Annotated in this window: 9 protein-coding genes; 3 read left to right on the top strand and 6 right to left on the bottom strand. The window is 73.5% G+C overall.

The window, feature by feature from the left end:
- Positions 1-102: 102 nt before the first annotated feature.
- The 3 genes from ACWD0J_RS16360 to ACWD0J_RS16350 form a co-directional block, all read right to left on the bottom strand.
- Entirely contained in the window at positions 103-2,907 is a 2,805-nt protein-coding gene (locus tag ACWD0J_RS16360; protein ID WP_451496474.1) for a beta-L-arabinofuranosidase domain-containing protein, read from the bottom strand.
- Between the two features lie 366 nt (positions 2,908-3,273).
- Positions 3,274-3,963: an HAD family hydrolase gene (locus tag ACWD0J_RS16355; protein WP_451496473.1), complete on the bottom strand. Its 690-nt coding sequence runs from the start codon at positions 3,961-3,963 to the stop codon at positions 3,274-3,276.
- A gap of 19 nt (positions 3,964-3,982) precedes the next feature.
- Positions 3,983-4,459 (bottom strand): Lrp/AsnC family transcriptional regulator, encoded by a 477-nt coding sequence (locus ACWD0J_RS16350; RefSeq protein WP_451496472.1) that lies wholly within the window; start codon positions 4,457-4,459, stop codon positions 3,983-3,985.
- 196 nt (positions 4,460-4,655) lie between these two features.
- Between ACWD0J_RS16350 and ACWD0J_RS16345 the strand changes: the two genes are divergently transcribed.
- Together ACWD0J_RS16345 and ACWD0J_RS16340 are read left to right on the top strand one after the other, a co-directional pair.
- A complete protein-coding gene (locus ACWD0J_RS16345; RefSeq protein WP_451496471.1) occupies positions 4,656-6,476 on the top strand; it encodes an FUSC family protein in 1,821 nt (606 codons plus the stop codon).
- Positions 6,477-6,927: 451 nt separating this feature from the next.
- The gene (locus tag ACWD0J_RS16340; protein WP_451496470.1) at positions 6,928-7,962 is read left to right on the top strand and encodes a lactonase family protein; all 1,035 of its coding nucleotides are present in this window, start codon (positions 6,928-6,930) and stop codon (positions 7,960-7,962) included.
- A gap of 79 nt (positions 7,963-8,041) precedes the next feature.
- On the opposite strand, the gene ACWD0J_RS16335 is transcribed toward ACWD0J_RS16340, so the two are convergent.
- Both ACWD0J_RS16335 and ACWD0J_RS16330 read right to left on the bottom strand, forming a co-directional pair.
- Positions 8,042-8,965 carry a sirohydrochlorin chelatase gene (locus tag ACWD0J_RS16335; RefSeq protein WP_451496469.1) on the bottom strand — a complete coding sequence of 308 codons (924 nt, stop codon included), beginning with the start codon at positions 8,963-8,965 and terminating at the stop codon, positions 8,042-8,044.
- A 105-nt stretch (positions 8,966-9,070) separates the two neighbouring features.
- Positions 9,071-10,072: an N-acetylglucosamine kinase gene (locus ACWD0J_RS16330; protein ID WP_451496531.1), complete on the bottom strand. Its 1,002-nt coding sequence runs from the start codon at positions 10,070-10,072 to the stop codon at positions 9,071-9,073.
- 270 nt (positions 10,073-10,342) lie between these two features.
- On the opposite strand from ACWD0J_RS16330, the gene ACWD0J_RS16325 reads away from it, so the two are divergent.
- On the top strand, positions 10,343-11,020 hold the full coding sequence (locus ACWD0J_RS16325) for a uracil-DNA glycosylase (RefSeq protein WP_451496468.1): 678 nt from the start codon (positions 10,343-10,345) through the stop codon (positions 11,018-11,020).
- A gap of 78 nt (positions 11,021-11,098) precedes the next feature.
- Here ACWD0J_RS16325 and ACWD0J_RS16320 read toward each other — a convergent pair.
- Positions 11,099-12,220, bottom strand: a 1,122-nt coding sequence (locus tag ACWD0J_RS16320; RefSeq protein WP_451496467.1) for an acyl-CoA carboxylase subunit beta, incomplete at its 5' end; no start/stop codon positions are given.

Genomic DNA, 12,220 nt, shown 5'->3' with positions numbered 1-12,220 from the left:
GGGCACCGGACACGGGGCACGGGACCGTACGACCGGTGCACGGGACCGTGCGACCGGTGCACGGGACCGTGCGACCGGATCGCCGCACACCGACACGGCGGATCAGGGCGCGAAGGTCGCCTTCCGTGCCGTACGCACCACCGTGTCGCCGTCCGCCCGGGTGAGCAGCCCGGCGGACACCCACGCGTCCACCGTGGCCCGCACCCGCGTGACCAGCGCGTCCTTGCCGCTGAACGGGGCTCCGGCCCAGATCTCGTCCAGCAGGGTCGTCCCGTCGGCCTTCGCGGGGTTGGCCACGCCGGAGTCGGTCGTCCCGAAGACCACCCGCGGCTCGGACCGCCGGACGTAGGCGTGCGTCGGGTCCTCGGTCCCCTCGAAGAACGGGGCGAACTCCGTGCCGTCGAGGGTGTAATGGAGCGGCTTGCCGGTCACCGGGGTGAGTGAGGGCAGCAGGTCACCGGAGAGGCCGGCGTTGCGGTACAGGCCGAACGTCAGGTAGTCGGTGGCCGGGTCGCGGGCCACGAGGTTGACCGGGCCGTAGAAGAGGGTCTGCAGCGACGGGTCGTCGAGGGCCTTCTCCACCCGCAGGCGGAAGGGCATGGAGAGGCGTACGGTGTCGCCGGCGCGCCATCTGCGGGAGACGGTGAAGTAGCTCCCGGGCTGCGGAGTGCCGGACACCGCACGCCCGTTGACCGTCACCCGGAAACCGGCGGTGGCCCAGGACGGCACCCGCAGCCGCAGCGCGAACGCGGCGCTGCGGCCCCCGAAGGTGAGCCTGCTGCCCTGCTCCCTCGGGTAGTCGGTGCTCTGGGTGACGGTGACGCCCTTCTCCGCCCAGGTCAGCTTCGAGGGGCTGTAGAGGTTGACGTACAGGGCGCTGCCGTCGGCCTTCTTGAAGTACACCGAGTCCTGGTACTTGGTGGCGCTCTCCATGCCGGTGCCCTCGCAGCAGGTGGTGCCCTGCTTGGGTGTGTAGTCCCGGACATGGCCGGGTGTCAGCCCGATGAAGTACGTGACGAGCGGCTTCTCCGCGTCCGGCTTGTCCTGCTTGGACCCGAGCACCTGGTTGTACAGCGCCCGCTCGTAGTAGTCCATGTACTTCGGCGACTGCTCGTGGAAGAACAGCATCCGGCTGAGCTTGAGCATGTTGTACGCGCAGCAGGTCTCGGCGGTCGTCGCGCTGAACGTGCCCGCGATCACCCCGGACGCCTTCCAGAACTCCGCGGTGCTGGTGCCGCCGATGCCGTACATGCGTCCCGGTACGACCATGTCCCAGAAGTTGCGCGCGGCGGTGAGGTAGCGCTCCTCGCCCGTCGCGTCGTACAGCCGCACCAGCCCGGTGAAGATCGGGATGTGCTGGTTGGCGTGCAGACCGTCGAGGAGGTCGGTGTTCGCGGCGCAGGCGTCGATGAGCTTGTCCAGGTCGAACAGTGTGGCCAGGGCGAGGTGCTCGGCCTTGCCGGTGAGCGTGTGCAGGTCGACGATCGCCTCGACGATGCCGCCGAACTCACCGCTGGAGAAGATGCCCCACATCCGCTGGAGGGTGGCGTCCGGCAGTCTGGACAGCCGGGCGTACATCCAGTCGCACATGCCGGACGCGAGGTCGAGCGCCCGCGCGTCGTCGGTGGCGCTGTACGCGTCCAGCAGACCCCTGAGGATCTTGTGCGCGGTGTAGTAGGGGGCCCACACCTTGGTGTAGTCGGGGCTGGTCCGCGACTCCAGCTCGATGAACTGCGTCTCCGGGTACGCCGCCAGGAACCCGGGGTGGCTGGGCGCTCCCCAGGTGCGGCGCAGGGTGGCGGTCAGGTCCCGGCCGGAGGCGTCCGCGAAGGCCGCTCCGGTGGTCTCGTCGAAGGCGTACGACGCGAGGTCGCCCCGGCCGGCGGCGGCGTCGGCGGCCCGGGCGCCCTGAAGGCCGCCGATCTCCGCGGCGGTCAGGGCGCGCGACCAGACGTTGAACTCGTCGAAGGCGCCCGCGAAGACGGGGTCGCCGGAGTAGTGGGAGCGGCCCAGCCAGTGGTCGGTGAGGGCGCCGAGGACCGCCGGGGTGAGGGACATGGAGGTGTTCCGGGCGACGGCGGTGCCGTTGACGTACAGGGTCCCGGTGCCCTCGGCGAGCGTCACCGCGAGGTGGCTCCACTCGTTCAGCGGCAGCGCGGCGGTGCCGTCGAGGCTCTGCTCGCCGCCGGCACCGCCGGTCGTGATGGCGAAGCGGGGTACGCCGTTCGCGTTGCGCGCGGCCAGGTACAGATAGCGCGTGGTGTCGTTGCCGAAGTCGAGGATCCGCGTCCAGCCGGCGTCGTGCGTGGGCTTCACCCAGGCGGACAGGGTGATGGACGCGGCACCGCCGAGAACACCGGCGGGGAGATCGACGTACTGGTAGGAGCCGCGGACGTTCTCCGCCGCGGTCCCGAACCTCCCGGGGACGGCGAGGATCTGCGGTTCGTGCCGGAGCGCCTCGCGCACCTCGGTCAGCGCCTCGATCATGGTGCGGGTCTTGTCGACGAACACCTGCTCGCCGGTGCCGGCGTACGCCTGCGCCAGCATGGTGAGGAAGTGGCCGGTGTAGTGCCCCCGGAGGTTGCCGTTGGCCTCCCCGTCCAGCCCCTCCCAGCCGCCGGGCGCGACCGCTCCGCCCGTGGAGAGGCCGGCGTTGGCCCGGAAGACCTGGAGCAGCCGGTTCACGTCGTAGCCGCGCGCGTGGTCGAGCATCAGCTGCCGCTTGTCGGCGAACAGCCCCTGGCCGAGCGTCACCTGGTCGAGATCGAACGGCTGCACCCGCCACACCGACGGTGCCTTGGAAGCCTCGGCGACGGCCCGGCCGCTCGCCGCGTACGAGATCGCCGGCGTCACCGCGGCGAGCGCCGCGGCCTGGAAAAGGTGCCGTCTGGAGAGGGGCGGTGCCATGTGTACGCCTCCACGGATCCACGGGTCACGGGTGCTCGACATGCCGTTCGATATGTCGATCAGCGTGCGGACAATCGACCAGACGATAGGGAGGGGACGGGTGAGCGTCAACGGGGTGGGAGCGGCCAATTCCGGCCGCACCCCGGTCGCCTGCGCGCAGGCCGGCTCCGGCGGCGCCCCGTGAGGGGTCCCCAAGGCGGCATCGCCGCTGGTCCGGACACCGGAGGGCGAAGACCGGACACCCTGCGGCGGCCACGACCGCCGGGCCCGCAGCACGGCGGACCGTGACAGGGCGACGCGCTCAGCCGGACCGTCCAGCCGGCGCCGATGTCCTCCCGCGAGGCTCGCCCCGGACCCGTCGGCCGATCACCGCGAGGTGCGCAGCAGCCAGTCGTACGCGGACCGTGCCGTGAAGTCGGCCTGTCCGCCGGGCAGGAGCAGGTCCGCGGTGGCGAACTCCGGGGCGCCGGCCTGCGCGGCGACGTAGGGAATCGCGACGCAGCGCATCCCGGCCGCGTGCGCGGCGGCGGCGCCCGGGGCGGCGTCCTCCAGGACCACGCAGTCGGCCGGCGCGGCCCCGAGCCGGCGGGCGGCCTCCAGGAACACGTCGGGGGCGGGCTTGCCCCGGGCGACCTCGTCGGCGGACACGGCGGTGCGCAGATACGCGTCCAGGCCCGTGCCGGCCAGCACCGCCTCGATGGCCTCGGGCGACGAACCCGAGGCCACGGCCATCGGGACCGACTCCGTCGCCAGCAGCTCCACGAACTTGCGCATCTCGGGGTAGGCGGGTGTGGAGGCGCGGGCCAGCTCCAGGTAGAGCCGGTTCTTCTCGGCGAAGAGCTCGTCGACGGAGGCCCGCAGACCGTACTGGTCCTTCCAGACGGCGACCGTCTCCAGCGTGCTGATGCCGACGAACCGCTCGTGATCGGGCCACGTGTAGTCCGCGACGCCGTGGGCGGCGAGGACCCGCCGGCCCGCTTCGTAGTAGTTCGGCTCGCTGTCCACGAGCGTGCCGTCCAGATCGAAGAGGACCGTGGTGTCACCGAGGCTGCTCATGACCCCAGGATGTCAAAGGTCAGGTCCGTGCCGCCCGCCCGATCGACTCCACCAGCGGCAGCAGCCGGTACGGGACGCGCTCGCGCAGCGCCACCTCCGTCCGGGTGCGGACGACTCCCGGAAGGCTGATCAGCTTCTGGATGACGTCCTCCAGGTGTGCGTTGTCACGCGCCACGACCCGCGTCAGCAGATCGCCGCCGCCCGTGATCGAGAACGTCTCGACGATCTCCGGTACGGCGGCCAGCGCGTCGCCCACGTCGTCCAGATGCCCCTGGGTGACCTCGATGTGCACGAACGCCAGCACCGGGTGGCCCAGGGCGGCGGGGGAGAGGGACGGACCCGTACCGGTGATCACCCCGTCCCGCTCCATACGGTCCAGGCGGGCCTGCAGCGTGCCGCGGGCGACGCCGAGGAGGCGGGCGTACTCGCGCACGCTCGTGCGGGGCTGTTCCAGCAGAAGCCGCAGGATGCGGGTGTCGAGCTCGTCCACGGCCATGGTGTCCCGGCCTCCTCCTCGTCGATGGTCCGTTGGCTCGCCACTGGACGGGCCGGAACGGCTGTAGCTGTACCAATGGTCCACCATTTCAGGCACGGCTTGAGCCAGATGGTACGTGGATGCTGTGATGGGCACGTCGATGGCGCTGCGGACCCCGCGGCGCCTTTCTCATGCCGAGGTCCAAGGGGGCGAAGCAGTGCTGAAGAGGGTGTTCGTGGCGCCGGACCCGGGACGGGTACGGCTGCGGTCCGCCGTGCGGGCGGTGCTCGCCGTCGCGTCGGCGGTCGTCCTGTGCGGGGTCGCCGGGCACTCGCTCGCCGCCGCCGTCACCGGCGGGCTCGCCGCGCTGCTCGCCCTGTTCACCGTCACGGACGCCACCGTCCGCGGCCAGGCCGTCACCACCGCGCTGCTGCCCGCCGTGGGCCTGCCCGTGCTCGCCGCCGCGGCCGAGCTGCACGACCACCCCGTCGCGCGCGACCTCACCTTCCTCGCCGTCGTCGGCGCGGGCGTGTACGCGCGGCGCTGGGGACCGCGCGGGCACAGCCTCGGCGTGTTCGCCTTCATGACCTTCTTCGTGGCGCAGTTCCTGCACGCCACCACGGATCAGCTGCCCGAGCTGTACGCCGCCGTCCTGCTGTCGGTCCTTGTCGCGGCGGCCGTGCGCTTCGGCCTGTGGTGCTACGAGCGCGGTCTGCCCCCGGCCCCCGTGCCCGCACCGCCGGGCGGCACCGGCCTCGCCCGCGTCACCACCCGCCAGGCGGTCCAGGCGACCGCCGGCGCCGGCTTCGCCCTGGTCGTGGGCCAGCTGGTGTCCGGACAGCGCTGGTACTGGGCCGTCGGCGCCACCTGGTGGATCTTCGTCAACACCACCTCGCGCGGCGAGACCCTGGTCCGCGGCTTCCGCCGGGTCCTCGGCACGGTCATCGGCATCGGCCTCGGCCTCCTCGTCGCCGTCCCGCTCGACGGCGCCCCGGTGCCGACGGCCCTCCTCCTCGCCGCCTGCGTCTTCGGCATCTTCTACACGGCCGCCGTGTCCTACACCTGGATGATGCTCTGCGTGACCCTGCTCGCCGAGCTGCTCTACGGCCTGCTCGGCGTCCTGGAGCCCGGCCTGCTGGTCCTGCGGTTCGCGGAGACCGGCGTCGGGGCGCTCGGGGCCGTGCTCGCGGTGCTGTTCGTCCTGCCCGTCACCACGCACGCCGTCACCGACGCCTGGATCCAGCGAGCGCTGCACTGCGTCCGCGCCTCCACCGCCGAGGCCGCGGCCCGACTGGCCGGCTCCGCGCACGCCGACCCGGCGTCCCGCGTGTCCGAACTGGAGCTGCTCCTCGGCCGGGTACGGCTGTCCGTCGCCCCACTGGTGCACCCGCTGAACCCGATGCTGGTCCGCAAGCGCCGCGCCCGCCGGGTGCTGGCCCTGCTCGACGACTGCGCCCGCGAGATCCGCGGCCTGGTCGCCGTCGCCGCCGACCCGGAGGCCTCGCACGACACCCGCCTGACCGCCGCGTGCCGCCGCGTGGAGGCGACGGTGGAGGCGCTGACGGGTGGTGCGGCGACGAGCGGTGGCCGCGCGGGTGAGAGGAGCGCGGACGGCCGTCTCACCGGACGTGCGAGTACGGGCACGGATGCCGTCCTCGCGGGTGGCGTGGGGGCGGAGGGTGGCCTGGTGGGTGGTGAGGGGCGGCGTGGTCTCCCGGGCGCCGTGGGCAGGGACGGCGGCGGCCCTGCGGATGGCGCGCTGACGGCGGGTGGTCCTGCGGGTGGCGCGGTGGACCGCCTCGCGGGCGGGGAGCTGAGGGGCGGCGGCGCGCTCGCGGCTCGCGGCGTCGGCGCCGGCCCGCTCACCGGCCGGGGCGACGGTCCGGTGAACGGCGTGCGGGAGAGCCTCTCGCCCGTCCTGCCGCGGGGTTCCGCCGAGGCACCCGCGCTGGCGCACCTGCACGGCCTGGAGCGTGCCCTCGCGGAGCTGGCCACGCCTTTGCGGGCGTCCTCGGGCTCGCCGCTCGTCGGCGCGTGAGCCTCTGCCGGGCCGGGACGGCGGCACACCTCCGGCGCCGAGGAGCGCCGGCAGACCGGCAGTCCTGGCCGGCCGGGAGGCCGGCAGGGCGTCCGCAGTCCTGGCAGGCCGGCAGGTCGCCCGGAAAAAATCGGCCCGGGTCCGCATTCCGAAGATCCGACGGAACCCGCGCCGCGCAACCCGGCCGGCCGACAGGGAGGTTCGGCCCACGCCCGCGCACGAAGACCAGGCACGAAGACCCGCGCACGAAGACCCGTACGCGCGACGGCCTGACGGGAAACGGGCCGCGTATGACCGGGCACGCCCGCCACTGGGGCACCGCACCGGCCGGAGGCCGCGCCCCATCTCCCCGAAGGCCACCGACGAACCTTCGCGCTCTGGTCTAGACCTCGCCTGGCCGACTGCTACCGTCACCCCACGGCACAGGACCGGGAACCGAGAGGGGACTGCGGTGGCACACGGCGGCAGGCGAGGACGGCGGGCCTTCATCGGGTCCTTCACGGCGGCCGGAGGCCCCGGCATCGTGACGGCGGCCGTGGCCGAGGACAGCGGCGCACTGACGCTCCTGAACAGCCTGGACGGCCTGTCCGACCCGTCCTGCCTGGCCCTCGCCCCCGACGGCGGCACGCTCTACGCGGTCAGCGAGACGGCCGAGGGCGCGGTGGCCGCGTACCGGGTGACCGGCGGCACCCCCGAACCGGCCGGCCCGCCGGTGTCCGTCGACGCGAGCGGTCCCACCCACCTCGCCGTCCACGCGGGCCACGTCCTGACCGCCAACTACGGCTCCGGCAGCGTCACGGCCGTGCCGCTGCGCCCGGACGGCTCCCTCGCCGACGCCCCGTCCGCCGTGTTCCGGCACACCGGCTCGGGCCCGCACACGCCGCGCCAGCAAGGCCCGCACGCCCACCAGGTGCAGCCCGACCCGAGCGGCCGCTGGGCCGTCAGCGTCGACCTGGGCACGGACTCGGTGCGGGTGTGCGCGCTCACCGGCGGCGGCCTCACGCTCCACCGGGAGACCGCGCTGCGCCCCGGCTCCGGCCCACGCCACCTGGCCTTCCACCCGGACGGCTCGTACGCCTACGTCGTCAACGAACTCGCCCCGACGGTGACCGTCTGCCGCTGGGGCGCCGCGGACGCCACGCTGACGCCGCTGGCCGAGACACCGGTTCTGACCGGCGCCCCGGCGGGTGACGCCTACCCCTCGGGCATCGTCGCCTCGCCGGACGGGCGCTTCGTGTGGACCGCCACCCGGGGCGAGGACGTCCTGTCCGCGTTCGCCGTGGAGGGGGAGGGCCTGCGGCTGCTCGGCACGGTGCCCTGCGGCGGCCACTGGCCACGGGCGCTCACCGAGGCGGCCGGGGTCCTCTACGTCGCCAACGAGCGCTCCGGCGACGTCACCTGGTTCACCGTCGACCCGGCGACCGGCCTGCCGCGGTTCGGGGGCTCGCTGGAAGTGACCGCGGCCTCCTGCGTGGTCATCGGCTGATCCCGGCCCCGGCCCGCATGGCGAAGGGCCCGCTCCGGTGCGGAGAGGGCCCTTTCGCCGTGCGGACGTGCGGTGCGCGTCAGCGGACCGGCGCGCCCTGCGGCTGCTGCGGGGCGATGCCCAGCGCGGTCGTGTACTTGGCCAGGGCGAGCTTGCCGATCGCCGGGTACGGGCCGAGCGACTCGGCGGCGGAGCAGCCCGCCTCCCTGGCCGCCTCCTCGATCAGACCGGAGTCGATCTCCGGCCCTATCAGGTACGGCGCGAGCGCCAGCTGCTGCGAGCCGGAGGAGCGGAGCTGCTCGGCCACGGACGCGATCGAACCGTCCTGGTCGAGCGCCGCCGCCATCACCGGGACGGCGAGGCGCGCGGCGAGCAGCATGCCGGTGATCCCGGCCGCCTGCACGGCCTCCTCACCGCCCACGGAGGCCAGGATGATGCCGTCCGCGGCGGTCGCCACGGTGAACAGGCGGGCGCGGTCGGCGCGGGCCAGACCCGCCTCCGACAGCCGCACGTGCAGCGCCTCGGCGAGCAGCGGGTGCGGGCCCAGCACATCGGTCAGGTCGGCCGCGACCCGGCTCTCCATCACGGCCTGGCGGACCCGGCGCAGCAGCGCGTTGTCCGGGCCGGCCAGCAGCGGCACGACGACCGCCACCGGGCCGTCCGGCTCCTTGACGTCCAGACCGGCGGCCTTGGCCTGCTCGTACCGCGCGGTGCGCTCCTCCGCGGCGTGCGCCAGCACGGCCTGCAGGGTGGGGAACTCCGCGTCGTCCCCGTCCAGGTACCCGATCCGGGCGTCGAGGCCGGGCAGCTCGGAGCGCGCGATGCTCACGACCTCGTCGGCGAGACCGCGCGTGGCGGCGCCCGGCGTGCCCGGAACCGCGAGGACGAGCGCGGGCGCGCCCTCGGGAGCCGCCAGCGGCTCGGGTCGGCGGTGCCGCCCGGGCTGGCGAGGTCGCGGCATTCGTACGGGCAGGCCGGACGCGGGCCCAGTGGGGGAGCTCATGGCGTCGCATGTTACTGGCTTCCTGGGCTCCCCTGTTCGGGGAGGGTGCAGGTGAGCGGTATCCGTCCGGTTTTGTCTGATGAGTTACGTACGGATCAGAACTGATCAGCGGTTCTTCCGTGCTGCCCCGTCACCCGGCGTGCTCACCACGGACAGCATCGCCTCGTCACCCGGCAGGGTGAGCGAACCGGCGGCCAGATCCGTCGCGATACGGACCGAGCCCCGCAACGGATCTCCCTCGGCCGCCACCCGCCGCGCGTGCGGCAGCCGCCGCGCCACCTCCTGCTCCAGCGGTACGACGAGAGGATCGCCCAGCTTGAACAGGCCCCCGGTGAGGGCGACCCGGGGCTCGCCGCCGGGCGGGCAGACGGCGGCCGCGGAGTCGGCCATGTGCCGGGCCGCGGAGCGCAGGATCCCCGCGGCCACGGGATCGTCGGCGGCGCAGCCGGCCACCTGGGGCGCGAAGGACGCGAGGACTGCGGCGCGGTCCGCACGCGGATACAGCGTGCCGGGGAGCTCGCGCGCGGGGCCGAACACCTCCTCGGCGCGGGCCAGCAGCCGTGCGGAGCCGCCCTCCCGCCCATCGTAGGCACGCAGCGCCGCCTCCAGTCCGACCCGCCCGATCCAGGCGCCGCCCCCGCAGTCGCCGAGGAGGTGGCCCCAGCCGTCCGCCCGGTGCCAGCGCGTCAGGTCCGTGCCGACCGCGATCAGGCCGGTACCGGCGGCGACGACCGCCCCGGGCCGTGCGCCCAGGGCTCCGACGTAGGCGGTGACCGCGTCGGCGGCGAGTGCGACCGTACGGACACCGAACTCCCGCGCCAGGGCGCCCGGGAGCTCGGCCCGCAGCGCCTCGCCCAGTGTGGCGAGGCCGGCGGCGCCGACCACCGCCGTGCCCAGCCCGTCGACCCCCGACTCGGGGATCACCGCGCGGACCAGGGGCACCAGTTGCTCCATGAAGTGCACCGGGTCGATGCCGCGGGCCCCCGTGCGCACCGGTTCCCGGGACTCCCGGCCGGCCCGCGCGGTGCCCCGGACGGCACCGACGACGACGCGCAGGCCGGAACCGCCGGAGTCGACGGCGAGGAAGCCGTCCCCCGCGCCGGTCACGGCAGGCGCCGGCCCGCCGGCCGTCCGCCCGCCGACGGCGGTCCGGGGGCGCACCGGGGGAAGGGCTGCGAGGGGGCCGCCGAGGGCCTGATCGCCGGACGCAACGGGCTCCCCTCCTTCTTGGTGACCGGCCGCGTGCTCTGCTCGGCCGGCTCGATGACGTTCGATGACGCTCGATGAGGAGGAAGAGTAGCGCCGAGGGCGGCGCCGGTGTGCGAGGGCTTCCCTGTCCGTGCGGGACCCCGGTGTGTGCCAGTAGGGTGACGTGCTGTGGCACCACGACCCTTGCATGAACTCGTTGAAGCAGGCTGGGCGAAGGCCCTGGAACCCGCGGCCGAACGTATCGCCGCGATGGGGGACTTCCTCCGGGCCGAGATAGCGGCCGGCCGGACCTATCTCCCGTCCGGGGCGAATGTCCTGCGCGCCTTCCAGCAGCCCTTCGATGACGTGCGCGTCCTGATCGTCGGTCAGGACCCCTACCCCACACCGGGGATGGCCATCGGGCTCAGTTTCGCGGTGGCGCCCGAGGTGCGTTCGCTGCCGGGCAGCCTGGAGAACATCTTCCGGGAGATGCACTCCGACCTGGGGCTGCCCAGGCCGTCCAACGGCGATCTGACGCCGTGGACGGAGCAGGGGGTGCTGTTGCTGAACAGGGCGTTGACGACGGCCCCGCGCAGTCCCGCGGCCCACCGGGGCAAGGGGTGGGAGGAGGTCACGGAGCAGGCCATCCGGGCGCTGGCCGCGCGTGGCAAGCCGCTCGTGTCGATCCTGTGGGGCCGCGACGCGCGTAACCTGCGGCCGTTGCTCGGAGATCTCCCGGCCATCGAGTCGGCGCATCCCTCGCCGATGTCGGCGGACCGTGGATTCTTCGGCTCGCGTCCGTTCAGCCGGGCCAACGACTTGCTGCTGCGGCAGGGTGCGCAGCCGGTGGACTGGCGACTGCCGTAGGAATGCCGGGCCTGATGGCCCGGAGGTACGGGTCTGTGTGACTGCGATCGCGGCGGGACCGCGCACGGGTTCGCCGTGTCACTGGGGCGGGTTGCCGTGCTTGCGGGACGGCAGGTCGGCGTGCTTGGTGTGCAGCATCGCCAGGGACTGGATCAGGATCCCGCGGGTCTCCGCGGGGTCGATGACGTCGTCCACCAGACCGCGTTCGGCCGCGTAGTAGGGGTGCATCAGCTCGGACTTGTACTCCTTGACCATGCGGGCCCGCATGGCGCCGGGGTCTTCCGCCTCGGCGATCTGGCGGCGGAAGATGACGTTGGCGGCACCCTCCGCGCCCATCACGGCGATCTCGTTCGTCGGCCAGGCGTAGGTGAGGTCGGCGCCGATGGACTGGCTGTCCATGACGATGTACGCGCCTCCGTAGGCCTTGCGCAGGATCAGGGAGATCCGCGGGACGGTCGCGTTGCAGTAGGCGTACAGCAGCTTGGCGCCGTGGCGGATGATTCCGCCGTGCTCCTGGTCGACACCCGGGAGGAACCCGGGGACGTCCAGCAACGTGACGATCGGAATGCTGAACGCGTCACACATCTGCACGAAGCGCGCGGCCTTCTCCGACGCCTCGATGTCCAGGACCCCGGCGAGGACCTGCGGCTGGTTGGCGACGATGCCGACGACCTGGCCGTCCAGGCGGGCCAGCGCGCAGATGATGTTGCGGGCCCAGCGCTCGTGGACCTCGATGTGGTCGCCGTCGTCGACGATCTCCTCGATGACCTTGGTCATGTCGTACGGACGGTTGCCCTCCACGGGCACCAGCTCCAGCAGCACCGTACTGCGGCGGTCCACGGGGTCCGTGGACTCGACCCGGGGCGGGTTCTCGCGGTTGTTCTGCGGGAGCATCGACAGCAGGTAGCGCACCTCGGCGAGGCACGTCTCCTCGTCGTCGTAGGCGAAGTGGCAGACGCCGGAGGTCTCGGCGTGCACGTCCGCGCCGCCGAGGCCGTTCTGGGTGATCTCCTCGCCGGTGACGGCCTTGACGACGTCCGGGCCGGTGATGAACATCTGCGAGGTCTCGCGGACCATGAAGACGAAGTCGGTCAGGGCGGGGCTGTAGGCCGCGCCGCCCGCGCACGGGCCGAGCATCACCGAGATCTGCGGGATCACCCCGGACGCCTTGGTGTTGCGCTGGAAGATGCCGCCGTAGCC

This window comes from Streptomyces sp. NPDC003011, assembly GCF_053591515.1.
This window is presented reverse-complemented; position numbering and strand designations above follow the sequence as displayed.

What these genes read in the sequence shown, in the direction of transcription:
- ACWD0J_RS16335 (WP_451496469.1), bottom strand. Translation starts at nt 8,965, where the DNA reads ATGAGCTCCCCCACTGGGCCCGCGTCCGGCCTGCCCGTACGAATGCCG.
- ACWD0J_RS16350 (WP_451496472.1), bottom strand. Translation starts at nt 4,459, where the DNA reads ATGGCCGTGGACGAGCTCGACACCCGCATCCTGCGGCTTCTGCTGGAA.
- ACWD0J_RS16355 (WP_451496473.1), bottom strand. Translation starts at nt 3,963, where the DNA reads ATGAGCAGCCTCGGTGACACCACGGTCCTCTTCGATCTGGACGGCACG.
- ACWD0J_RS16360 (WP_451496474.1), bottom strand. Translation starts at nt 2,907, where the DNA reads ATGGCACCGCCCCTCTCCAGACGGCACCTTTTCCAGGCCGCGGCGCTC.